At 67.8% G+C, this 22,584-nt stretch carries 20 protein-coding genes; 11 read left to right on the top strand and 9 right to left on the bottom strand.

Annotated features, from left to right (window positions below; translation table 11 throughout):
- Positions 1-48: 48 nt before the first annotated feature.
- From ACH438_RS09830 to ACH438_RS09820, 3 genes are all read right to left on the bottom strand, one after another.
- Positions 49-1,029 carry an aldo/keto reductase gene (locus tag ACH438_RS09830; RefSeq protein ID WP_397003234.1) on the bottom strand — a complete coding sequence of 327 codons (981 nt, stop codon included), beginning with the start codon at positions 1,027-1,029 and terminating at the stop codon, positions 49-51.
- Positions 1,030-1,118: 89 nt separating this feature from the next.
- Complete coding sequence (locus ACH438_RS09825) at positions 1,119-4,304, bottom strand: carboxyl transferase domain-containing protein (protein ID WP_397003232.1); 3,186 nt, start codon at positions 4,302-4,304, stop codon at positions 1,119-1,121.
- Between the two features lie 95 nt (positions 4,305-4,399).
- Complete coding sequence (locus ACH438_RS09820; RefSeq protein ID WP_397003230.1) at positions 4,400-5,476, bottom strand: CobW family GTP-binding protein; 1,077 nt, start codon at positions 5,474-5,476, stop codon at positions 4,400-4,402.
- Positions 5,477-5,585: 109 nt separating this feature from the next.
- Between ACH438_RS09820 and ACH438_RS09815 the strand changes: the two genes are divergently transcribed.
- Complete coding sequence (locus ACH438_RS09815) at positions 5,586-7,064, top strand: PucR family transcriptional regulator (protein WP_397003228.1); 1,479 nt, start codon at positions 5,586-5,588, stop codon at positions 7,062-7,064.
- A gap of 71 nt (positions 7,065-7,135) precedes the next feature.
- Here the strand turns inward: ACH438_RS09815 and pucL are convergent, their stop codons facing one another.
- Positions 7,136-8,056, bottom strand: a complete 921-nt coding sequence (pucL, locus tag ACH438_RS09810; RefSeq protein ID WP_397003226.1) for a factor-independent urate hydroxylase — start codon at positions 8,054-8,056, stop codon at positions 7,136-7,138.
- A 232-nt stretch (positions 8,057-8,288) separates the two neighbouring features.
- On the opposite strand from pucL, the gene ACH438_RS09805 reads away from it, so the two are divergent.
- Positions 8,289-9,683: a uracil-xanthine permease family protein gene (locus tag ACH438_RS09805; RefSeq protein WP_397003223.1), complete on the top strand. Its 1,395-nt coding sequence runs from the start codon at positions 8,289-8,291 to the stop codon at positions 9,681-9,683.
- Here the strand turns inward: ACH438_RS09805 and ACH438_RS09800 are convergent.
- Genes ACH438_RS09800 through glp form a run of 3 tightly spaced genes read right to left on the bottom strand, consistent with a single transcriptional unit; the run spans position 9,635 to position 12,356 of the window.
- Positions 9,635-10,060 (bottom strand): molybdenum cofactor biosynthesis protein MoaE, encoded by a 426-nt coding sequence (locus tag ACH438_RS09800; protein WP_397003221.1) that lies wholly within the window; start codon positions 10,058-10,060, stop codon positions 9,635-9,637. The genes ACH438_RS09805 and ACH438_RS09800 overlap by 49 nt on opposite strands.
- Positions 10,053-11,105, bottom strand: coding sequence for a bifunctional molybdenum cofactor biosynthesis protein MoaC/MoaB (gene moaCB / locus ACH438_RS09795; protein ID WP_397003219.1), 1,053 nt, complete (start codon positions 11,103-11,105; stop codon positions 10,053-10,055). The genes ACH438_RS09800 and moaCB overlap by 8 nt, the downstream gene beginning before the upstream one ends.
- A 45-nt stretch (positions 11,106-11,150) precedes the next feature.
- Complete coding sequence (gene glp, locus ACH438_RS09790) at positions 11,151-12,356, bottom strand: gephyrin-like molybdotransferase Glp (RefSeq protein WP_397003217.1); 1,206 nt, start codon at positions 12,354-12,356, stop codon at positions 11,151-11,153.
- Between the two features lie 109 nt (positions 12,357-12,465).
- Between glp and moaA the strand changes: the two genes are divergently transcribed.
- The 3 genes from moaA (at position 12,466) to ACH438_RS09775 (ending at position 14,280) form a co-directional block, all read left to right on the top strand.
- Complete coding sequence (gene moaA, locus ACH438_RS09785) at positions 12,466-13,524, top strand: GTP 3',8-cyclase MoaA (protein ID WP_397003214.1); 1,059 nt, start codon at positions 12,466-12,468, stop codon at positions 13,522-13,524.
- Entirely contained in the window at positions 13,517-13,759 is a 243-nt protein-coding gene (locus ACH438_RS09780; RefSeq protein WP_397003212.1) for a MoaD/ThiS family protein, read from the top strand. Before moaA ends, ACH438_RS09780 begins: the two co-directional genes overlap by 8 nt.
- A 107-nt stretch (positions 13,760-13,866) precedes the next feature.
- Positions 13,867-14,280, top strand: coding sequence for a DUF1003 domain-containing protein (locus tag ACH438_RS09775; protein ID WP_397003210.1), 414 nt, complete (start codon positions 13,867-13,869; stop codon positions 14,278-14,280).
- 69 nt (positions 14,281-14,349) lie between these two features.
- Here the strand turns inward: ACH438_RS09775 and nadE are convergent, their stop codons facing one another.
- Both nadE and ACH438_RS09765 read right to left on the bottom strand, forming a co-directional pair.
- Positions 14,350-15,189, bottom strand: coding sequence for an ammonia-dependent NAD(+) synthetase (gene nadE / locus ACH438_RS09770; protein WP_397003208.1), 840 nt, complete (start codon positions 15,187-15,189; stop codon positions 14,350-14,352).
- 5 nt (positions 15,190-15,194) lie between these two features.
- Complete coding sequence (locus ACH438_RS09765) at positions 15,195-15,782, bottom strand: TetR/AcrR family transcriptional regulator (protein ID WP_397003730.1); 588 nt, start codon at positions 15,780-15,782, stop codon at positions 15,195-15,197.
- A gap of 206 nt (positions 15,783-15,988) precedes the next feature.
- Between ACH438_RS09765 and ACH438_RS09760 the strand changes: the two genes are divergently transcribed.
- The 6 genes from ACH438_RS09760 to ACH438_RS09735 all read left to right on the top strand — a co-directional run bounded on the left by ACH438_RS09760 (position 15,989) and on the right by ACH438_RS09735 (position 22,149).
- Positions 15,989-16,555 carry an NAD(P)H-dependent oxidoreductase gene (locus ACH438_RS09760; RefSeq protein WP_397003205.1) on the top strand — a complete coding sequence of 189 codons (567 nt, stop codon included), beginning with the start codon at positions 15,989-15,991 and terminating at the stop codon, positions 16,553-16,555.
- Positions 16,556-16,765: 210 nt separating this feature from the next.
- The gene (locus ACH438_RS09755) at positions 16,766-17,626 is read left to right on the top strand and encodes a G1 family glutamic endopeptidase (RefSeq protein WP_397003203.1); all 861 of its coding nucleotides are present in this window, start codon (positions 16,766-16,768) and stop codon (positions 17,624-17,626) included.
- A 496-nt stretch (positions 17,627-18,122) separates the two neighbouring features.
- Positions 18,123-18,362 carry a redoxin NrdH gene (locus ACH438_RS09750; RefSeq protein ID WP_397003201.1) on the top strand — a complete coding sequence of 80 codons (240 nt, stop codon included), beginning with the start codon at positions 18,123-18,125 and terminating at the stop codon, positions 18,360-18,362.
- Between the two features lie 68 nt (positions 18,363-18,430).
- Positions 18,431-18,901, top strand: a complete 471-nt coding sequence (gene nrdI / locus ACH438_RS09745; RefSeq protein WP_397003199.1) for a class Ib ribonucleoside-diphosphate reductase assembly flavoprotein NrdI — start codon at positions 18,431-18,433, stop codon at positions 18,899-18,901.
- Between the two features lie 59 nt (positions 18,902-18,960).
- Positions 18,961-21,042: a class 1b ribonucleoside-diphosphate reductase subunit alpha gene (gene nrdE / locus ACH438_RS09740; RefSeq protein WP_397003728.1), complete on the top strand. Its 2,082-nt coding sequence runs from the start codon at positions 18,961-18,963 to the stop codon at positions 21,040-21,042.
- 129 nt (positions 21,043-21,171) lie between these two features.
- A complete protein-coding gene (locus ACH438_RS09735) occupies positions 21,172-22,149 on the top strand; it encodes a zinc-binding alcohol dehydrogenase family protein (protein ID WP_397003197.1) in 978 nt (325 codons plus the stop codon).
- The last annotated feature ends 435 nt before the right edge of the window (positions 22,150-22,584 follow it).

Genomic DNA, 22,584 nt, shown 5'->3' with positions numbered 1-22,584 from the left:
GCCCGCTGCGGAACTGCTCGCAGCGGGCGCGTTTTCTGTCAGTGGAGCTCAGGAGGTCGTGCGCGTCTTGGAAGGGACCGCGAAGGATTGACGGTCGCCTGCCCAGCCGTGGTCGGGGACCAGCTTGGCGAGGTCCTCGAGGTCGGCGGGGGTGAGTTCGACCGCTGCCGCTGCCGCGTTCTCGATGATGCGGGCCGCGCGGCGGCTGCCGGGGATGGGGAACACGTCATCGCCCTGGGCCAGCAGCCAGGCCAGGGCGAGCTGACCGGCTGAGATGTTCAGGCGGGCGGCCAGGTCGCGGAGGGCCGCCACCTGGTCCAGGTTGCTGGTCAGGTTGTCGCCCTGGAAGCGGGGGTCGTTGCGGCGGAAGTCGCTGGTGGCGACGGTCTCGGAATCGAGTGTGGCGGTGAGGAGTCCGCGGCCCAGGGGGCTGTAGGGGACGATGCCGATGCCCAGTTTCCGGGCGGCGGGGATGATGTCGCGTTCCGGTTCGCGCCACAGCATGGACCATTCGAACTGGACGGCGGCGATCGGGTGCACGGCGGCGGCCTCGGCCAGCTGTTCCGGGGTGGCTTCGGAGATGCCGAGGTGGCGGACCTTGCCGGCCCGCACCAATTCGGCCATGGCGCCGACGGTTTCGGCCACCGGGACCTCCGGGTCGATGCGGTGCAGGTAGTAGAGGTCGATGACGTCGCGGCCGAGGCGCTGCAGGGAGGCGTCGCAGAAGCCGGGGATGTGTTCGGGCTTGGCGTCCAGGCCGACACCGGCTTCGGTGCGGACGATGCCGAATTTGGTTGCTACCCGGATGTTCTCGTCCGCGTCGTGCAGGGCGCGGGCGAGGAGTCGTTCATTGTGGCCCTGGCCGTAGCTCATGGCGGTGTCGAAAAGGGTGATGCCGGCGTCGATCGCGGTGTGGATCGCGGCCACCGACTCGTCGTCGTCGGTGGCGCCGTAGCCCTGGGAGAAGCCCATACATCCCAGGCCGATCGCGGAGACTGTCAGATCCGCGCCGAGCGTGTGCTGCTGCATGAAGCCCATCCTTTCGTGGCTTGCACCGACGGGCCAATAGAAATATCTATGGGATCCATCAGTCGTTCAATGGATTCGGGCGGACGGTGTCAGCGGAGCGTGCGAAGCCAGCGGCGAGTATCGGCGGGATCGATGACATCGTCCAGCTCGAGGGCGGTCGCGGCGGTGAGCGCCTTGCCCGCGGAGTAGGCGGCCGCCACCAGGTTGTCGAAGGCCTGCTGACGCTGGACCGGGTCCTCGAGCGCCGCCAGTTCCTTGGCGAAACCGAGACGGACCGCGCCCTCCAAGCCCATACCGCCGATCTCACCGGTGGGCCAGGCGATGACGAACCGCGGAGCACGGAACGAGCCCGCGGCCATGGCCTGCGCGCCCAGGCCGTAACCCTTGCGGAGAATCACCGTGCCGAAGGGGACATCCAAGGCAGCGGCATCGATGAACAGCCGGCTGAACTTGGTGACCGTGGCTTCCTTCTCGGCCTCGGGTCCGACCATGAAACCCGGTGTGTCGCAGAGGGAGACGATCGGCAGGCCGTGCGCACCGCACAGGCGCAGGAACATGCTCAGCTTGTCGGCGGCCGGGGCATCGATCGCGCCGCCCAAATGGTGGCAGTCATTGGCGATCAAGCCGAAAGGACGCCCCTCCACCCGGACCAGCGCGGTGACGATGCCGTTGCCCCAATCGCGGCGCAACTCCAGGAACGAATCCACATCGACGATCGCCTCGATGGCCGCGCGAACGTCATAGGCGTGCAAGCGATTCCCGGGCACCACATGCCGCGCCAGCCGCGGATCGGGCGCCTCCCAACCCTCCACGGCCCCTTGGAAATACGCGAGATACTTCTGGGCAATGGCAACAGCCTCGGCCTCGTCCGCCGCGACCACGTGCACGACGCCGTTCCGCCGCTGCACCTCGATCGGCCCGATGTCCTCCGGCGTATAAACGCCGAGCCCGCCACCCTCGATCATGGCCGGCCCGCCCATCCCGATATTCGCATCCGGCGTGGCGATCACGACATCGCACATCCCCAGCAGCGCCGCGTTTCCCGCGAAGCAACGCCCCGACACGATGCCGATCAACGGCACCCGCCCGGACAATGCCGCCATGGCGCGGAAGGTGGTGACATCCAGCCCGGAGATCCCGCCATGATCGGTGTCGCCGGGCCGTCCGCCACCGCCTTCGGTGAAGAAGACCACCGGAAGTTGTTGCTCGCGAGCGAGTTCCAGCATGCGATCGGTCTTGGCGTGATTGCGCACGCCCTGCGTCCCGGCCAGCACTGTGTAGTCGTACGACATCACCACCGCCCGCGCCCGATCGAGTCCGAACCGATCGGCATTGACCGTGGCGACACCGGCTATCAGCCCGTCGGCGGGAGTATTCGCGATGAGGTCCTCGATCGCGCGCCGCGCCCGCTGCGCCGCAATGGCCAGCCCGCCGTATTCGACGAAACTGTCGGCATCGACGAGGTCGGTGATGTTCTCCCGCGCGGTGCGCCGCCCGAGCCGATGCCGCTTGGCGACCGCCGCCGAGCGTTCGGCATCCGAGGTGGTCTCGTGCCGGGCTCGCACCTCGGCGAGATCGTCGCGCACGAAATCCAGGTCCACCACAGTGGATTCGGCAGCGGGACCATCGTGGTCGGACTCCGACCAGATGAGCAGTACCGCATGCGGATCCACCACCTCTCCGGGCGCGACGGCATGCCGCAGCACCCGCAGCGGAGTTTCGGCGCGCAGCACGTGCTGCATCTTCATTGCTTCCAGCACCGCGATCTCCGCTCCGGCGGCCAGCACCGTGCCGGGCTCGGCAAGCGAGACGACCGTTGCGCCCATGGGGGAGCACAGCACCTGCTCGCCCTCGGCGAGGACAGCACCGGTGGAATCGGCTGCGGCGAGCGCGCCAGGGTGCTCGGCCACCGGGCTCTCGTACTCTTCTGCGCGGCTGCGTAATTCGGTGATGTGTTGTTCGAACCAATCCGTTGTCACCGGGCCGGAGTGGGTCAGCTCGTCGAGAACGGCACGCAGGAGGGCGAGGTTGGTGTCGACGCCGGTGATCACTGTTTCGGACAGGGCGTCCGCGCCGCGGCGCAGGGCGGCGGAGTAGGTCGGGGCGTGCGTGATGAGCTTGGCCAGTAGGGAATCGAACCGGACGCCCTGGCGCATGCCCGAGTGGACGGCGGTATCCACGCGTACGCCGATGCCGGTCGGGGCATCGAAGCGGGTGATGGTGCCGCTGCCGGGCAGGATTGTGCCGTCGGCGGTGACGAGTTCGGCGTTGACGCGGGCCTGGACGGCGTAACCGCGGGGCTCGATGCCGTGCAGGCCGAGTTCGGTGAGGGTGTGGCCCTGGGCGAGATCCAGTTGCAGGGCAACGATATCCACGCCGGTTACGGCTTCGGTGACGGTGTGCTCGACCTGGAGACGCGGATTCACTTCGAGGAACCAGGCGTCGTCGTCGCTGACCAGGAATTCGACGGTGATCACGCCGCGGCAGCCGGTGGATTCTGCGATCAGGACGGCGTCGCGGTGCAGTCGATCCCGTACGGCGGCAGGGAGATACGGTGCCGGAGCGATCTCGATCAGTTTCTGGTGGCGGCGTTGCACGCTGCAGTCGCGGTCGCCGAGGGTCAGGGCGCTGACGCCGTCGGCCACCACCTGGACCTCGATGTGGCGGGCCGCGCCGGCCAGGGCTTCGGCGTAGACGGTGTCGTCGCCGAAACCGGCGAGGGCTTCGGCGCGGCAGCGTTCGTAGGTTTCGGTTACCAGGCCGGGGTCGTGGAGGGTGCGCATGCCGCGGCCGCCGCCACCGGCCGCCGCTTTCACCATGACGCCGGCGGGGTGGGCGGCAAGAAGTTCCGCGATCTCCTCGGGGCCGGCTCCGGCGCGGGTCGCGGGCAGGACCGCGATCCCGGCGCGTTCGGCGGCGGCGCGGGCCGCCACCTTGTCGCCGAAGATCCGCAGCACCTCGGGTGCGGGGCCGGCGAAGACCAGTCCGGCCGTGGCGCAGGCTTCCGCGAAATCGGCGCTCTCGCTGAGGAATCCGTAGCCGGGATGCACTATCGCGCCGGGTCCGGCGGTCAGTGCGGCTGCCACCACGGCTTTCACGTCGAGGTAGGCCGCGGCGCCCTGGCCGGGCAGTTCGACCGCCTCGTCGGCGAGGCGCACGGGCAGGCCGGTGGCCTCCTCGGCGGTGTGCAGCGCCAGTGTGGCGTATCCCCGCTCTCGTGCGGTACGCAGCACTCGTACCGCGATTTCTCCCCGGTTGGCAATCACGACTCGCACGTCGCCAGGCTATGACACGGGCATTCCGGGCGAGACACCGGCATTGTGGCGGTGATCACCGGTGCCCGGTCCGGCCCATCACCGCGTCCCCTGCGCTACTCCCCGGTGGTCGATGCGGGCTCGGGTGCGACGTAGCGCCAGATCGGCAGGAGTTCCTGCTCGTCCAGGGGTTCGGGGCCGGTGTGGACGGTGGCGTCGAGCCGTGCGGTGATGCCGGGTTCGTCCAGGCCGGTGCCGATGAGGACGAGGTTGGAGGTGCGGGGTTCGTGGCGGGCCCATTGGGTGGGTTCGACGGTGATGTGGCGGCCGACCATATGCAGGACGAACTTTCGCTGGTCGTCGGGGACGGCGAAGGCGAGGACGCCCTTGGCGCGGAAGAGGCCGGGTGGCGGATCCTCCAGGACGGCAATGAGTTCGCGGGGGTTGAGGTCGGTGGTGCTGGTGAAGGAGATGCTGTCGTAGTCGTCGTGCAGGTGGTGGTGGTCGCAGTGCTCGTCGCAGTGGTGGTCGTGGTCGTGTTCGCCGAGGAGTAGTTCGTCGAAGCTGAGCTGGTCGCCGGGCCTGGGTTCGCGGGCGGTGCGGGCGGGCAGGTCGAAGAGCAGGCCGGGGTCGATGCGGCCGTGCGTGGTCGAGTAGACGGGCGTCCGGCCCACGAGTTCGGTGATGTCGCCGCGCAGTCGTTCCAGGGCCTCGGGTGCGATGCGGTCGGCCTTGTTGAGGACGACCAGGTCGGCCATGCGCAGGTGGGTGGCGAGTTCCGGGTGCCGGTCGCGGGATTCCGGGAAGTGCTCGGCGTCCACCACCTCGATGAGCCCGCCGTAGCCGATGCGCGGATTGTCGCTGCCCGCGACCATGCGGATCAGATTGCGTGGTTCGGCCAGGCCGCTGGCCTCGACCACGATCACGTCGATCTTCTGTTTGGGATGCGCGAGCCGGTCGAAGAGGTCGTCGAGTTCGCTGACGTCGACGGCGCAGCACACGCAGCCGTTGCCGAGCGACACCATGGCGTCGACCTGTCCGGCGACCAGCATGGCGTCGATATTGACCGCGCCGAAGTCGTTGACCACCACGCCGATCCGCACGTCGCGATGGCGCAGCAGCCGGTTCAGCAGGGTGGTCTTGCCGGCTCCGAGGAATCCGGCCACGACCAGGACAGGGATGCGCCGACTCATCCGGCCACCCTACCGAGCCGGGATATTCGGCCGCAGCATGGACGAAACCGGGTGGAAATACCCGGGTTCTACCGTGACGAACTATTCGGCCGAATACGGGAGGTGCGTCGTGCGAGTGCGGGACATTCTGGACGCGCCGCAGTTGCGTATGCGATTGCTGCACGGGGAAGCCGGCGCACTGGACCGGACGGTCGCTCGGGTGTGTGCGACGGATATGCCCGACCCGCGCCCCTTCGTGACCCCGGGCGCCCTCGTGTGCACCGGACTGGTGTGGCGGCAGGACGCCGCCGACTCCGACCGCTATGTCGGCCTGCTGGCCGCCGCGGGCGTCTCCGGCGTGATCGCGGGCCAGGCGCTGCACGGCCACGTCCCCGCGGATGTGGTCGCCGCCTGCGAGAAACACGGCCTGCCCCTGCTGTCCTCCCCGCAGAGCGTCCCCTTCAGCCGCATCATCGAATACCTCGCCGAACAGGCCGCCGAAATCCGCTGGCGGCGCGTGCAATCCCGCGCCGACCGGCAACGCCGCCTGCTCGCCTCGGTCGCCGCGGGCCGCAGCGTCGGTGAGCTGCTCACCGAAGTGGCCGCGGAACAAGACATTTCAGCCTGGCTGGTGACCGCCACCGGCCGCGTCATCGCCGGCACCGCGCCCCTGTCCGAGGACGAGATCGACCGCATCGTCACCACCGCCGTGACCGCGCCCCGCCTCCCCGCCGTCACCACCGGCGCCGTCCGCCTCCTCCAGGTCGGCGCCGGCGACCGGATCACCGCCTGGTACCTGGCCCTCCGCCCCGCCGCCGCCGAACCCGACCCCTTCGGCGCCGACCTGGCCGCCGTCACCGAGCTCTACCGTCAGCGCACCACCGACCGCCTGCACCTGGATTGGGAACTCGCCGACCGCTTCCCGATGCCCTTCCCCGAACCGGCCGACGCCGCACTCGTCGCGGTGGTGTGTGAAATCCACGCCGGCGGCACCTCCGAGGACACTCGCAAAGCGATACGGACGGCCTTGCACGATGCGCTGCCGGGCATCAGCACGGCCATCGATGCCGAAGGCCGGCTGGTCGGCGTGGTCGCCGGTGCGCAGGACGAGGTCGCGACCGCTTTACGCCGCCGACTGGCGCGAATCGCACCCGCACTCAATGGGATTCGACTCGCGATCGGAGTCAGCGCACGGCATCGGGACGAGCCGCTCACCGGCGCGGTGGGCGCCGCCGCGGCCGCCTCGACCGCGGCGCGAGACGACGAGGGCAGCGTGAGCGTCCGGGTCGCCGACATCGACACTGCGGTCGGCTTGCTGACAGCGGTACCGGGGCGATTGCAGCGCCGGTTCGCGGAACGCGTGCTGGGACCGATCGTCGATTACGACCGCCAGCATCGCGCCGAGTTGCTGGAAACCCTGGAGGTGTTCCTCGGCTGCGAGGGCTCCTGGCGCCAGTCCGCCCAGCGAATGCACGTGCACCTCAATACGATCCGCTACCGCATGGGCCGCGTCGAGGAACTCACCGGCCGCGACCTGTCCCGCCTCGACGACCGCCTCGACCTCTACCTCGCCCTCCGCACCCTCACCACCCACGCCGCCCCCGCCTGAGGGCTTCGAACCGCGAGTGGCACATGAGGTTCGCGAAACGCGAGAAGCGGCGTCCCTCATGTGCCACTCGGCTAGATGGCGCCGGTGTAGGGGTCCCAGGCGGTGCCGGGGGCGGGCGCGTTCTCGCGGAGGGCGCTGGCGTGGATGAGGCCGTAAGGGCGGTCGTCGGCGTGGAAGACCTCGCCGTTGTTGGGGATACCGAAACGGGACAGGTCGAAGTACCAGTGATGTTTGTTGGGCGCGGCGAGGCGGACCTCGGCGAGGCACGGGTAGGCCTCGAGTGCGGCCCTGCCCATTTCGAAGAGGGTCTGCTGCAACGCCTTCGAGTGCAGGGTGGCGAAGACCTCGACCATGGCCGCGCGGATGCCGGAGTAGGCCGCGTCCCAGTCGTCCGGCGGGGTCGCGAAACGCCAGCGGGCGGTGAGGCTGGTGGCGAGGATGCGGTCGTAGGCGGGTTCGAGGACGGTGAACGGGTCGGTGAGGAAGCCTGCGAACTCCGAACCGGTGGACTTGAGGATGACCAGATCCTTGACGCCGCCGATCACCCATTCTTGCCGGCCGGTATCGGTGTCCGCCACCGTGATGGCCGCGATCCGTACCTCCGGCCCGATCCGGGTCCAGGTGTGGTCGTGGCCGGAGCCGCCGACCGGAACCCGTTGCCACGCATACTCTTCGATCTCGATGCGGGCCGAGTCGACCGGGTCGATATCGTCCACGAAATGCCGGGCCAGGGCCAGCCCGTAGTCCTCGATACTGCCGTCGCCGTGTGCCTTGGCGTAGGCGTAGATGGTCTGCTTCTGCGTATCCGTGGGCAGCACCGCGCCTTGGTCGCCGGTGATGTGCGCGTCGTCGAACGCACCGCGCAGGCAGGACGAGACGTTCAGGTCGCGGATCTCGTGTCGGTCGGTGTCGCGGTAGACGCGCACCACCCGGTTCTCGGCCTTGCCGTATTGGTGCGGGCCCAGCACGATCTTGCCGTTGCCGTCGTTCATGGTCGCCTCCCGTGGTCGATCATCACCCTGCCCCACTGTGGCGCACCCGCGCCGCCGCACACGCTGGTTCGGGAGACAAAACGTGCGTCCGGCGCGGGCCGCTCTCTGGCGAATCGGACAAACCATCGGATCGGCGCGGCTGGTTAGCGTTGGCCGCACCAGGCAGGAAGGTAGTGCCCTGATGAACCGCGATACCGGGAGCCGCCCTATGAACCGCGATACCGGAAGCCGGATGTCCGTGACACCCGAACCGCACCCCGTCGACGCCCGGCTGCCCTGGCATCGGCTGCTGGTGTTCGGCATCCAGCACGTGCTCATCATGTACACGGGCTGCGTCACCGTGCCGCTGGTGTTCGGTGCGGCCGCCGGGCTGGACGCGCGCACCATCGCCCTGCTGATCAGTGCGGACCTGCTGGTCGCGGGCATTGTGACGGTGGTGCAGAGTCTCGGGCTGGGCAGGTTCGCGGGTGCCCGGCTGCCGATCATCACCGGCGCCACGTTCGTCGCCATGAGCCCGATGATCCTGATCGCCAAGCAGTACGGGCTGCCCGCGGTGTACGGGTCCATGCTGGTGGGCGGTTTCGTCGGGCTCGCGCTGGCCTGGCCGTTCGCGGCGATCGTGCGGTTCTTCCCGCCGCTGGTGTCGGGGACCGTGCTGACGGTGGTGGGGATTTCGCTGATCGGCGTGGCGGGTGGGCTGGTGGTGGGGAACGACCCGAAATCTGCGTCCTATGCCGCGCCCTCGCATATCGCGCTGGCGGCGGCGGTGCTGGTGATCGCGTTGCTGTGCACGGTGCTCGGCCGCGGGGTGTGGTCGCAACTCGGCGTGCTCATCGCCCTCATTGCCGGCGTGCTGATCTCGCTGCCCATGGGCCTGATGAAGCTCGACGGGGTGGCGGGCACGGCCTGGCTGGGCGCGCCCCGCGTATTCCATTTCGGCGCACCGCAATTCCCGATCACGGCGGTGGTGGCCATGAGCATCGTCATGGCGGTGGTGTTCGCGGAGTCGACGGCGAGCATGCTGGCCATCGGCGAGATCACCGGAAAGCCTTTGACGCGTGGGGATCTGGCGCGCGGTCTGGCCGGTGACGGGCTGTCGGCGGTGCTGGCCGGCGTGTTCGGCTCCTTCATCGACACGATCTTCAATCAGAATGTGGGCGCGGTCGCGCAGACCCGCGTCTTCTCGCGGTACGTGACGGCGGTCAGCGGCGCGATACTCATTGTGCTGGGCCTGGTTCCGCGGTTCGGCGCACTGGTGGCGGCGGTGCCGCAGCCGGTGATCGGCGGTGTCGGCCTGGTGCTGTTCGCGACCATCACCGTGATCGGCGTGGACACGCTGCGCAAGGCGGAACTGCAGGATCGGGTGAATCTGAGCATTGTCGCGGTGGCGATCGGGGTCGGGCTGGTGCCGGTGCTGACGCCGGGGATGTTCGGGCGGTTCCCGTCCTCGGCGCAGATCCTGCTGAACAGTGGCATCAGCCTGGCGGCGCTCACCGTGTTCGTGCTGAACATCCTGTTCAACCACACGAAGCTCGGTGAGATCGCCCGTGGCGCACTGGAATCCCCGGCGGCAGAGCTTCAGCCGCAGGCGTTGACCCACTCCGACAGGCCGTCGGCGAACAGCTGACGCTTCCAGATCGGAACCTCGTGCTTGATGCGGTCCACGAGCAGGGCGCAGGTGCTGAAGGCCTCCGCCCGATGCGGGGCGGCGACGGCCACGGTGATGGCCAGATCGCCGATCGTCAGCGGGCCGATGCGGTGCACGGCCGCCACGGGCAGCCCGGAGGTGGCCGCGACATCGGCGCAGATGCGGCGCAGGAACTGCTCCGCCTGCGGGTGCGCCGAGTATTCGAGGGACGAGACATCCTGGCCCTCATCGTGATTGCGCACCTTGCCGGTGAACACCACCACCGCGCCGTGTTCCGGCCCGCTCACGGCCTTCTCGACCTCGGTGGGGTCGAGGGGCTGATCGCTGATCCGGGCCAGCAGGTCGCCGTCACTCATGGCTGCCTCCTCCGGCCACCTGGGCCAGCAGATGTTCGAGAAGTGGTTCCAGGACGGCGATCCCGTCCTTCACCCCGCCCGGCGAACCGGGCAGATTGACGACGACACTGCGCCCGGCCAGCCCGGCCACGCCACGACTCAGGGCGGCGAGCGGGAATTTCGCGGTGCCGCGCTGGCGGACCGCGTCGGCCACGCCGGGGAGTTCCCGATCCAGCACGGCCAGGGTGGCTTCCGGGGTCGCGTCGGTGGGGGAGGCGCCGGTGCCGCCGGTGCTGATCACCAGGGCCGGTTCACCCGCCAGGGCGTCGGAGAGGCCGTAGGAGATGTCGGAGTCCGCGTAGACGAGCGGGCCGCGGACCGAGAAGCCCAGTCCCTCCAGCCATTTCGCGAGCACGGGGCCGGTGGTGTCGATGCGGGTTCCTGCGGCGGCACCCGTCGAGGCGACCAGCACGACGGCCGACAGGCCCGAGCCGAACGGCGGGCGCACCTCGGCGTCCGCGGCGTCCTTCGTATGCTCGTGGTGCTTCGAATGATGCTGGTGCGCATCATGATCCGCCTGATGCTCGCCGGCAGCCCGCGAACGCTCCCAATGTCCGTGCTTGCCACCGTCTTTGGTGAGCAGCCGGACGCCGTTCATGACTGCGCCCGGGTCCACGGCCTTGATCATGTCGTGCAATGTCAGTCCCGCGACGGCGACCGCGGTGAGGGCCTCCATCTCGACGCCGGTGGGCCCCTTGGTCTTCGCGGTCGCCTCGATGGTGATGGTGGTGTCGGTGAAGCCGAAGCTGACGTTCACCGACGAGAGCGCCAGCTGATGGCACAGCGGGATGAGCTCCGAGGTCTTCTTCGCGCCGTTGATGCCGGCCAGCCGGGCCGTCGTCAGCACGTCGGCCTTGGGCATATCGTCGGCGCGGACCAGCCGGATGACCTCGGCCGTGGTCTGCAGTTCGCCCGCCGCGACCGCGATGCGCGCGGTCTCCGCCTTGGCGCTCACGTCCACCATGCGCGCCCGGCCCTCACGGTCGACATGCGACAACTCACTCATGCCGTCCACCCTGGCACATCGGTTGGGGCGTGCGGCAGTCGCCACTCACAGCGGGTGCACTTCGACGATCGTCCCGGCCGCCACGTCGGTGGCCTGCGGCGGAATGTTCACCAGCACATCGGCTTGTGCCATGCTCGCCACCAGGTGCGAGCCCTGCCCGGACACCAGTCGCACGCCGCCGTCGACCAGCTTGCCGCGCAGGAACTGCCGCTTGCCGGCGGGGGAGCGGACCGGATCCAGCAGGGGCAGTTCGGAAATGGGGAGCTCAGGCAGTCCGGCCAGGCGGCGCAGTACCGGCCGCGCGAACACCTCGAACGAGACCATGGTGCTGACCGGATTGCCGGGGAAGCTGAGCACGGGGATGTCGTCGACGACGCTCACGCCCTGCGGCCCGCCGGGCTGCATGGCGACCGCGCCGAACTGCCCGCCGAGCTCGGCGAGCACGTCCTTCACCACCTCGAAGTCGCCCATGGAGACGCCGCCCGAGGTGAAGACCACGTCGGCCTGCGCGACGGCCTCGGCGAGGCGGGCGCGGAATTCGGCGGGATCGTCGGTGGAATGCGCGACCGACACCACGTCGGCGTCATTGTCGGTGAGGGCCGCGGCGAGGGCGATGCCGTTCGAGTTGTAGATCTGCCCCGGCAGCAGGTGGGCCCCGGCCGGCCGGAGTTCGTCGCCGGTGGTGATGACGGCGGCCCGCACCCGCCGAGTGACGGTCAGTTCGCCGATGCCGACCGCGGCGAGGGCGGCGATATGGCGGGGCCGCAGCACGGTGCCGGCGGCGGCCAGCAATTGCCCGGCACGCACGTCGGTGCCGGGTTCGCGGACGAATTCGCCTGCGCTGCGGCCGTGTTCGATGGTGACCGTCTTCCCGTCGCTGCGAGTGTGCTCGACGGGGATGACGCAGTCCGCGCCCGGCGGAATGGGCGCGCCGGTCATCACCTTCATGGCCGCGCCGGGCGGCAGCACCGGCTGATCGGTATTGCCCGCGGCGACCACACCGGCCAGCGGCAAGGTCACCGGCACCACCGCCACCGCGGCCGCCCGCACCGCGTAACCGTCCATGGCCGAGTTCCGGAACACCGGCAGATCCAGGGGGGCGAACACGTCCGTCGCGAGCCGCCGGCCCAGCGCTGCCGTCATCGGCGCCGTCTCACTGCCGCGCGTCGCGAGCGGATTCAGCAAATCCTCGATGCGAAGCCGGTGGTCTTCGACGGATCGGGCCGGGGCGACGGCGTGACGGAAACTCATGCCGCCGAGCCTATACGCGGGCCCACGGCAAAAGCCCTACCCGTGTGCCGTGATATAGCCGAATTCGTAGGATCACACAAAGGCTTGCGCAGGTAGACATAATGGTCGAATGACCGTGGTCGCGATGGGCATGCCCGCAGTGCGCACCGGGCAGCCCTCGATGGACGGCCGCCCGGACTCGCCCCTCCTCATCGACCGCTTCGGCCGGGTGGCGCGTGACCTGCGGGTGTCCATTACCGAGAAGTGTTCGCTGCGCTGTACCTACTGCATGCCCGAAGAGGGTTTGCCGCCGATTCCCGCGGACGAATTGCTGACCGCCGGGGAAATCGTGCGACTGGTCACGCTGGCGGCGCACGAACTGGGTGTGCGCGAAGTGCGATTCACCGGTGGTGAACCGCTCATGCGCCGGGATCTGGAAAAGATCATCGCGGGCTGCCGCGCCGAACTCCCGGATATTCCGATCGCCATGACCACGAACGGGGTGGGGCTCGAGCATCGCGCCCGCAATCTGGTGGCGGCCGGGCTCAATCGGATCAATGTGTCGCTGGATACCGTCGACCGGGACGGGTTCGCCCGGCTCACCCGCCGTGATCGGCTGGATTCGGTGCTGGCCGGCATCCGCACCGCACGCGATGCCGGGCTGGCGCCCATCAAGATCAATGCGGTGCTCATGCGCGACACCCTCGCCGGCGCCGCCGACCTGCTGCAGTGGTGCATCGACGAGCGTTGCGAACTCCGGTTCATCGAGGAGATGCCGCTCGACGCCGACCACGAGTGGGCGCGCGCGAACATGATCACCGCCGAGGAACTGCTTGCCCAGCTCGGCCGGCATTTCACCCTCACCGAGGTCGGCCGCGACGATCCCGCCGCGCCCGCCGAACGCTGGCTGGTGAACGGCGGTCCCGCCACCGTCGGCATCATCGCCTCGGTGACCCGCAAATTCTGCGGCGACTGCGACCGCACCCGGCTCACCGCCGACGGCCGCATCCGCTCCTGCCTGTTCAGCGATCAGGAATACGATGTGCGCGCCGCCCTGCGCTCCGGCGCGGGTGACGCGGAGATCGCCGGCCTGTGGCGCGGCGCCATGTGGAACAAGTGGGCCGGGCACGGCATCGACGCCGCCGGCTTCGTCCCGCCCGAACGAACGATGGGAGCCATCGGTGGTTGAGGTCCGCTATTTCGCCGCCATAGCCGATGCGGTGGGCAAGAACTCCGAAGTCCTGGACCTGCCCGCCACGGCCACCGTGGGCGACCTGCGCACCACCCTCTCCGCCACCTACGGCGCGAAGCTCGACCCGATGCTGAAGGTCTGCGCCTACCTCATCGGCGACGAGCTCACCCGCGACGCCACCGCGCCCTTGACCACGCGGGTGGACGTGCTCCCGCCCTTCGCGGGCGGGTAGCGCACCGATCCGCCGGGCCGCGAGCCTGATTCGCGTCGTGCGCGCGAAGTGCGGTTGCTGCCACTAGCATTCGGCGCGTCCCCGCAATCGCAGCCAGGAGCCCGGTCATGTCGCAGGCATCGAAGCCCGCCCAGCACCCTGCCGTCATCAAACTCCGCGAGGAGCGCGCCGCCAGTCTGCAACTGCGAGTCGCGGATTGGATCACCAAGTTCGCCGGCTCCATGCGGTTCGTCTACATCCACGCCGTCGGTTTCGCGGTCTGGATGATCTGGGTGGAGAAGTCGCCCTGGCCCACCCTCACCCTGGTGGTCTCCCTGGAGGCGATCTTCCTCTCCACCTTCGTCATGATCGGCCAGAACCGCCAGGCCGAATTCCAGCAGATCAAGGCCGACCACGACTTCACCCAGCAGGAACTCGAACTCAAAACCAACACCGAACTCACCCGCGCCATCCACGCCATGACCACCGAACTCCACCGCCGCCTCATCGACGACCCGGACAGCAAGACCGGCGCGAACTAGCAGGGCAGGCGACTCAGTAAGCCGGCCAGGCCGTTTCGGACGATGGCGGGGCCGGCGAGATCGAGACCGTCACTGCCACCAGGTGTCTTGGGGGGTGACGGGGACCGTGCGCTTGTGGCGGGTGTTGCGGTAGATGGTTTCGAGTTTCTCCGCGACGTCGGGGGTGACGTCCTTGCCTTCGAGGTAGTCGTCGATCTGGGTGTATTTGAGGCCGAGGGCGTCCTCGTCGGGGAGGGCGGGGCGGCCGTCCTCGAGGTCGGCGGTGGGGACCTTCTGCCAGACGCTGGGCGGGGCGCCGAGTTCCTGGAGGAGGGCTGCGCCTTGGCGTTTGGTGAGGCCGGTGAGGGGGGTGATGTCGACGCCGCCGTCACCGAACTTGGTGAAGAAGCCGGTGATGGCTTCGGCGGCATGGTCGGTGCCGACCACCAGAAGCTCGAGCTGCCCGGCGATCGCGTATTGCAGGACCATGCGTTCGCGGGCCTTGATATTGCCGCGGACGAAGTCGCGCAGGCGGGTGTCGCTGCCGAGCAGTTCGTCGATGCCGTAGGCGGCCTCTTCGGCGGCGGCGTCGGCGCTGGGCTTGACGTTCACGACGACGGAGTGGTCGGGCTTGATGAAGCGCAGCGCGATCTGGGCGTCGGCCTCGTCGGCCTGCACGCCGTAGGGGAGGCGCACGGCCACGAAGGTGGCGTCCCGTCCCTCGGTGCGGAGTTCCTCGACGGCGAGCTGGCAGAGCCGTCCGGTGAGAGTGGAGTCCTGGCCGCCGCTGATGCCGAGCACGAATCCCTTGGCGGGCGTGGCGCGCACATAGTCCTTGAGAAAGTCGATGCGCCGCCGCACTTCGGTTTTCGGGACGATGGTCGGCTGAACGCCCAATTCGGCGATGATCTGTTCGCGCAGGTCTCCCATGCGGGTCACTGTAACGGTCGGCCCCCCGCGGTGACCTGCCGGACGAGCGTTTCCCACTGGTCGCCGATCTGTTCGGGCGTGTAGCCGTTGGCCCGGATCTGATGCAGCACCAGCTCGGCGTCCAGCGAGGCCAGCAGGGTGTCCGCGAGCAGCGGGATCTCCCCGGGCGTGTCGGCCTGCCGGAGCAGCAGGGACACATGGGTTTTCGCGATGTTGTAGGGCGCGCCGGAGTAGCGGCTGGCGCCGGCGGCCGCGGCGCGGCGGACATCGCCTTCCACCTCGACGCGCTGCAGGTGGGCGCGCCCGAAGGCGATGAGTCGTTGTACGGGTTCCCCGCCCGGTCCGAGTGGTGGCGGCCCGAACATGTAGGCCCATTGCAGTTTCTGGTCGGATTGGTCGAGCAGGGCGAGCATGAGCCCGGCGCGGTTGCCGAAGCGCCGGAACACGGTGCCCTTGCCGACGCCGGCGCGTTTGGCGACGGCGTCCATGGTGACGGTGTCGGCGCCGAATTCGCGGACCAGGGCCTCGGCGGCGTCGAGCAGGAGTTGGCGGTTGCGGGCGGCGTCGCTGCGTTCCTGGCTGCTGCCGGGCATGAGCAGGGGTACGGAGTGTTCGGGCGCGAGCGCGCCGATGGGTTCGATCGGAAGTGCGACGGTGAACTCCGGACCCGAGTCCGTCGATGGTGTGTCGCGTGTCACAGCGCTGTGCTCCTACCCCGTGGAATGTAAGCGGACCGTAGTCCGGTTACAGTGTATCGAAACTTCCACCGTTGAATCAGTACCGCACAGGAGTGATCATCATGTCGCAGACCCGCCTGCTCGTCCTCGTCGGCAGCCTCCGTGCCGCGTCGATCAACCGCCGCCTGGCCGAGGCGGCCGTACAGACCGCCCCCGAGGGCGTCGACATCACAATCTACGAGGGCCTCGGCGATATCCCGTTCTACAACGAGGATCTCGACGTCCCCGGCCAGGCGCCGGTCGCCGCCCAGGCGCTGCGCGACGCGATCGGCCAGGCCGACGGCTTGCTGCTCGTCACCCCCGAATACAACGGCACCCTGCCGGCCGTGCTCAAGAACGCCATCGACTGGGCCTCCCGCCCGTACGGCGTCGGCGCGCTGAAGGGCCGCCCGGTCGCCGTGATCAGCGCGTCCATCAGCTCGAACGCCGCCAAGTGGTCGCACGGCGACGCCGTGAAGGCGCTGGGCGTGGCGGGCGCCGAGGTGCTCGCGGACGCCTCCTTGAACTTCGGCGGCATCGGCCAGCGTTTCGTGGAGACGCACCCGGCCGACGACGCCGAGGCGCTGACCCAGCTGGCCGGCACCGTGCACCTGCTGACCGAGGCCGCGCGGGCGCACGCCGACGCCTGAAGAGAACGCGATTCCCGGGATTGGAGGATTAAACCCGGAACGCGCTCCGAAACGGCTGCGGCAACAATTCGACAATTTCTGCGGTCATTCCTTGAATTCAGCGCGAGGCCACGGCTTTTCAGCCGTGGCCTGCGGCTTTTCCGGACCGTCGCGGGGTAACTTCGAAACATGAAGCTACCAACGGGCAACTCAGTGTTGAGTCGGTGTTGGATGGCCCTCACGCTGACCGTCTCGGCCGCGGTGATGGTGGGGAACGCGGCCGATGCCGCGGCCGCGGAGACCGTCGCCGAGTCGAATGTCCGCCTCTATCTCGGCAATTGGGCCGGTTATGTGGTCCGGGGTGATTTCCACGAGGTGAGCGCCACCTGGGTGCAGCCACAGATCTCCTGTGACAATCCGGGCGTGCTGCAGCGGGTGGTGCCGTGGGTCGGCCTCAATGGCGCGGCCGCATTGAGCGGGCAGGTCGCCTTGCCGCTCATGCAAACCGGTGTGGAGTCCATGTGCGCCAGCGATGCCGCCGTCTATGCGGCCATGCCGGGAATTCAGGTGGAGAACCTGGCGGCCGGTATCGCCTACGCGGATGCGAATCTGTCCGGCTCGGTCATGAACATGGGCGCGGTGATGAGCAATGTGCTCGGCGCGGCGGCGGACGGCTTGTGCGCCCTCGGCGTGCTGGGCGACGCCTGCCGGCCGGATCAGCAGATCGACGGTTGGTGGGAGGGCTATCCGGATCCGCCGATCAGCTACGGCGACGCGGTGCGCGGCGGTGATGTCATGCATTCGCGGGTCGCCTGGGATGGCGGCAGCTACATCATGACGCTGGAGAACCGCACGCTCGGCTGGTCGCGCACCACGGTGTCGGCGTCCCCCGCGCCGCCGCGGACCGCGGAGATCGTGCTCGAGGGACATCTGGATGCCGCGCTGCCCGGCTTCGATCCGGTGACCTTCACCGAGATCGCCATCGACGGGCAGCCGTTGTCGGCCTACAACGCCGAGATGTACGGGATTCCGGCGATGAATCGCATGCTCGTCCCCGGCCCCGTCGAGGGCTCCCGCTTCACCATCGGCTGAGTGGCATGCCGGCTCGTCGTCCTGTCGTATTGGTCACGGGCTTTCCACTGCGGTGTCGTGTGGCGTGGGCCGATGAGGTGGTCGAATCGAATCCTTCGGCGTGTCGGCCGAATCGGTGTGTGGTCCTGACGGACCCCGGTGCGTCTGTGACTCGTGTGATGGTTGTTGATCAGCGAGAACGGTGAGTTTGCTGGAAATGAACTGAATGCCGAAATTGTGATCTATGCCTCAGTCGTGTCGAGTTGCGAATCGAGTGTCCAGGTACTTACCCGATCCGAATTTCACGTTTGTGAGTCGCAACATGTCGTGTTGTCGGAATCTGTCGGCCACTAGGTGTAGTGTCTTGGGAGCTGGAAGACCACTAGGGCAGCGCCTCGAACGCAGCCGAGTGACCAGGGGCTTCGGTCTCGCTTCCAGGGGTTTGCGCATCAAGTACGTGGATCGCTTTTCAGTCGTGCACTGCAACGGACCGAAGGCCAGGAGACAGGGGATACCAATGACCATCACCGTTTACACCAAGCCCGCTTGTGTCCAGTGCAACGCCACCTACCGCGCCCTCGACAAGGCCGGTGTCGACTACGAAGTCATCGACATCTCCGAGAACCCCGAAGCCCGCGATTACGTCATGGCCCTGGGCTACCTGCAGGCCCCCGTCGTCGTCGCCGGTGACAACCACTGGTCCGGCTTCCGGCCGGACCGCATCAAGGCGCTCGCCGACGCCGTCGCGGTCGCCTAGCCGGCGGCCGGAGCCGCCGGTCCGCCGGCGGCACTCCTGCAGGTTCGTCCGAATCGAAAGGAGGGGAGATGACCGAGAATTCTTCCGGGACACCGGATCTCGTCTACTTCTCGAGCGCTTCGGAGAACACGCACCGCTTCGTCGAACGGCTGGGTCTCCCCGCCGCTCGCATACCGATACACACTGCCGACTCCCTTCGCGTCGACCAACCCTACGTGCTCATCGTCCCGACCTACGGGGGCGGTAAGCACGTGCTGGGTGGCCAGCGATCCGATAAGGAATTCGTCCCCCGTCAGGTGGCCAAGTTCCTCAACGATCCACACAACCGCGCACTGCTGCGGGGCGTGATCGCGGCCGGCAATACGAACTTCGGCGATACGTACTGCTATGCGGGAGAAGTCATCTCACGCAAAACAGGGGTCCCGTACCTGTATCGCTTCGAACTCATGGGAACTGCCGAGGACGTCGCGCGCGTCCGAGAGGGATTGGGATTGTTTTGGCAACGACAACAGCACCGGTCGGAAAGACTGCCCGCGTAGAGCGACCCGTCTCCGGGGACTCGAATACCGCGGGCCTGGACTACCACGCGCTCAACGCGATGCTGAACCTGTACGGCCCCAACGGCGAGATCCAGTTCGACAAGGACCGCGAGGCCGCGCACCAGTACTTCCTGCAGCACGTCAACCAGAACACGGTCTTCTTCCACAACCTGCGCGAGAAGCTCGACTACCTGGTCAAGGAAAACTATTACGAGACCGAGGTACTCGACCAGTACAGCTTCGACTTCACCAAGAAGCTGTTCAAGCAGGCCTACGGCAAGAAGTTCCGCTTCCCGACCTTCCTCGGCGCGTTCAAGTACTACACGAGCTACACGCTCAAGACCTTCGACGGCAAGCGCTACCTGGAGCGTTTCGAGGACCGCGTCTGCCTGGTCGCCATGACCCTGGCCGCCGGTGACGAGACCCTGGCGCAGGAGCTGGTCGAGGAGATCATGGACGGCCGCTTCCAGCCGGCCACCCCGACCTTCCTCAACTCGGGCAAGAAGCAGCGCGGCGAACCGGTGTCCTGTTTCCTGCTGCGCATCGAGGACAATATGGAGTCCATCGGGCGCTCCATCAACTCCGCCCTGCAGCTGTCCAAGCGCGGCGGCGGTGTCGCCCTGCTGCTCAGCAATATTCGTGAGACCGGCGCCCCGATCAAGAAGATCGAGAACCAGTCCTCGGGTGTCATCCCGATCATGAAGCTGCTCGAGGATTCCTTCTCCTACGCGAACCAGCTGGGTGCGCGGCAGGGCGCGGGCGCGGTCTACCTGCACGCGCATCACCCTGACATCTACCGCTTCCTCGACACCAAGCGTGAGAACGCGGACGAGAAGATCCGCATCAAGACGCTCTCGCTGGGTGTGGTGATCCCGGACATCACCTTCGAGCTGGCGAAGAAGAACGAGGACATGTACCTGTTCTCGCCGTACGACGTGGAGCGCATCTACGGCGTGCCGTTCGCCGATATCGACGTGACCGAGAAGTACTACGAGATGGTCGACGACAAGCGCATCCGCAAGTCGAAGATCAAGGCGCGCGAGTTCTTCCAGACCATCGCCGAGCTGCAGTTCGAGTCCGGCTACCCGTACATCATGTACGAGGACACCGTGAACCGGTCCAACCCGGTCAAGGGCAAGATCACCCACTCCAACCTGTGCTCGGAGATCCTGCAGGTCTCCACCCCGTCGGAGTTCAACGACGATCTGTCCTATTCCAAGGTGGGCAAGGACATCTCCTGCAACCTGGGCTCGCTGAACATCGCGAAGACCATGGACTCGCCGGACCTCGGCAAGACCGTGGAGACCGCGATCCGCGCGCTCACCGCTGTCTCGGATCAGACGCACATCTACTCGGTGCCGTCGATCGAGCAGGGCAACAACGAGTCTCACGCCATCGGCCTGGGGCAGATGAACCTGCACGGCTACCTGGCGCGGGAGCACGTCCACTACGGCTCCGACGAGGGCGTGGACTTCACCAACATCTACTTCTATACCGTTGCCTACCACGCCATCCGGGCCTCGAACCTGATCGCCATCGAGCGCGGCAGCTACTTCGGCGGCTTCCCGGATTCGAAGTACGCGTCGGGCGAGTTCTTCGACAAGTACACCGAGCAGGTGTGGGAGCCGGCCACCGAGCGGGTGCGCGGGATCTTCGCCGAAGCGGGCGTGCACATTCCGACCCAGGACGACTGGCGGGAGCTGAAGGCGTCGGTCATGGCGCACGGCATCTACAACCAGAACCTGCAGGCGGTGCCGCCGACCGGCTCGATCTCCTACATCAACCACTCGACCAGTTCCATCCACCCGGTCGCGTCGAAGATCGAGATCCGCAAGGAAGGCAAGATCGGCCGCGTCTACTACCCGGCCCCTTACCTGACCAACGAGAACCTCGACTACTTCGAGGACGCCTACGAAATCGGCTACGAGAAGATCATCGACACCTACGCCGCGGCCACCCAGCACGTGGATCAGGGCCTGTCGCTGACGCTCTTCTTCAAGGACAGCGCCACCACCCGCGATGTGAACCGGGCGCAGATCTACGCCTGGCGCAAGGGCATCAAGACGCTGTACTACATCCGCATCCGGCAGATGGCCCTGGAAGGCACCGAGGTCGAGGGCTGCGTGAGCTGCATGCTGTAACCACAGCGAATCGTGAAGAGGCGCTTCCGGTTTCCGGGAGCGCCTTTTCGTATCTTCGACCGAAATACATCAGCCAACCAGTTGGTTACTATGCATCGTCACATGGGATCGAGAATGGGAGTTGTGACGATGCGTGCAGTACGTTTCGAGGAATACGGCGGGCCCGAGGTACTCCAGTTGGTAGAGCTGGACGCGCCCGAACCGGGACCCGGTGAGGTCTCGATCGAGGTCGCCTATGTCGGTGTGAATTTCGCGGATCTGCAGGCCACCCAGGTCGGCTACCGGGTGCCGGCGCTGCCGTTCGTGCCCGGACTGGAACTGTCGGGCCGGGTGCTCGCGCTGGGCGAAGGCGTGCAGGGCCTGACCGTCGGGCAGCCGGTCGCGGCGATCACGCAGGGCGGCGCCTACGCCGATATCGCGGTGGTGTCCGCGGCCACCGTGTTCCCGCTCCCCGAGGGCGTCGACCTGCGCACGGCCGCAACGCTGCCCACCGTGCTGCCCACCGCCTACGCGCTGGTGCACCTGGTCGGCCGGGTGCGCGAAGGCGAGTCGGTGCTGGTGCAGGCCGCCGCCGGCGGTGTCGGCAGCGTGGTGGGCCAGGTCGCGAAGCTGGCCGGGGCGAGCGCGGTCTACGGCGTGGTCTCCAGCGCCGAGAAGGCCGAGTACGCACGCAAACTCGGCTACGACGATGCCTTCCTGAACGCCTCCTTCGACGCGGACGTGCGCACCGCGACCGCGGGCCGTGGCGTGGATCTGGTGCTGGATTCCGTCGGCGGCGAGACGCTGCGGAACGGACTGGACGCGCTGGCACGCTTCGGCCGCTTGGTCTCCTACGGCAATGCCGCCGGTGAAGCACCCTGGACAGTCGGCGCGGGTGATCTCGCGCCCCAGGGCCGGACGGTGTCGGCGTTCTCCATCCTCGGCCTGAGCGTCGACGATCCGGCGCTGTTGCAGGACATCGCCTCCCACGCCTTCGCGCTGGCCACCTCGGGGAAGGTGGAGTTGCCGATCACGGCCGAGTTCGCGCTCGAGGACGTGGCGGACGCGCACCGGCTTATGGGCGGGCGCACCTCGACCGGCAAATTGATCCTCGCCGTCAACCCCTGAGAACTACCGCTACCGCTGTGCTCGATCCTCGGGCACACGCGGTGCGGGTTGTGAACTCTCCAGAACCCGCAGCCGCCCGGGGCCTGCCGGGCGGCGGCGCGGATACGCTCGCTGTGGTTTCGACGCCACCTCAGCGCGGTCCGGCGTCGTAGCTGAATCCCTCACTGCGACAACGGAATCGGAGGTATCAGGGCCCCGCTCATCTGCCGCAGCCGGGGCCGGTGTTCTCGAACTGCCGGTGCGGCGACAGCCGTACTTCCCTATCGGAAAACAACAGCCCACCGAGCGGAGTTCTCGCGCCCGCTCGGTGGGCCTTTTCGTGTGAATCCCCGTTTGGAACCCGCGCCGTGGGTACCCGCGTGTAGGCGGCCTGACGCCGCGTGTCGTCCGATTTCCGCGCAGTACGCAGTATTTCCGCACGGTAGTCATTGTGAC

It is taken from the genome of Nocardia sp. NPDC020380 (assembly GCF_044386975.1).
Taxonomy (GTDB): Bacteria; Actinomycetota; Actinomycetes; order Mycobacteriales; family Mycobacteriaceae; genus Nocardia.
The sequence above is the reverse complement of the archived record's forward strand: the minus strand, read 5'-3'. Positions and strand labels throughout refer to the sequence as shown.

Bases quoted from the DNA above. Each gene is read 5' to 3' on its own strand.
- nadE (WP_397003208.1), bottom strand. From the start codon at position 15,189: ATGGGAGACCTGCGCGAACAGATCATCGCCGAATTGGGCGTTCAGCCG.
- ACH438_RS09735 (WP_397003197.1), top strand. From the start codon at position 21,172: ATGCGTGCAGTACGTTTCGAGGAATACGGCGGGCCCGAGGTACTCCAG.
- ACH438_RS09805 (WP_397003223.1), top strand. From the start codon at position 8,289: ATGTCCGTGACACCCGAACCGCACCCCGTCGACGCCCGGCTGCCCTGG.
- ACH438_RS09760 (WP_397003205.1), top strand. From the start codon at position 15,989: ATGTCGCAGACCCGCCTGCTCGTCCTCGTCGGCAGCCTCCGTGCCGCG.
- moaCB (WP_397003219.1), bottom strand. From the start codon at position 11,105: ATGAGTGAGTTGTCGCATGTCGACCGTGAGGGCCGGGCGCGCATGGTG.
- ACH438_RS09775 (WP_397003210.1), top strand. From the start codon at position 13,867: ATGTCGCAGGCATCGAAGCCCGCCCAGCACCCTGCCGTCATCAAACTC.
- ACH438_RS09820 (WP_397003230.1), bottom strand. From the start codon at position 5,476: ATGAGTCGGCGCATCCCTGTCCTGGTCGTGGCCGGATTCCTCGGAGCC.
- glp (WP_397003217.1), bottom strand. From the start codon at position 12,356: ATGAGTTTCCGTCACGCCGTCGCCCCGGCCCGATCCGTCGAAGACCAC.
- nrdE (WP_397003728.1), top strand. From the start codon at position 18,961: ATGCTGAACCTGTACGGCCCCAACGGCGAGATCCAGTTCGACAAGGAC.
- ACH438_RS09830 (WP_397003234.1), bottom strand. From the start codon at position 1,029: ATGCAGCAGCACACGCTCGGCGCGGATCTGACAGTCTCCGCGATCGGC.
- nrdI (WP_397003199.1), top strand. From the start codon at position 18,431: ATGACCGAGAATTCTTCCGGGACACCGGATCTCGTCTACTTCTCGAGC.
- pucL (WP_397003226.1), bottom strand. From the start codon at position 8,056: ATGAACGACGGCAACGGCAAGATCGTGCTGGGCCCGCACCAATACGGC.
- ACH438_RS09750 (WP_397003201.1), top strand. From the start codon at position 18,123: ATGACCATCACCGTTTACACCAAGCCCGCTTGTGTCCAGTGCAACGCC.
- ACH438_RS09800 (WP_397003221.1), bottom strand. From the start codon at position 10,060: ATGAGTGACGGCGACCTGCTGGCCCGGATCAGCGATCAGCCCCTCGAC.
- ACH438_RS09765 (WP_397003730.1), bottom strand. From the start codon at position 15,782: ATGCCCGGCAGCAGCCAGGAACGCAGCGACGCCGCCCGCAACCGCCAA.
- ACH438_RS09755 (WP_397003203.1), top strand. From the start codon at position 16,766: ATGGCCCTCACGCTGACCGTCTCGGCCGCGGTGATGGTGGGGAACGCG.
- moaA (WP_397003214.1), top strand. From the start codon at position 12,466: ATGACCGTGGTCGCGATGGGCATGCCCGCAGTGCGCACCGGGCAGCCC.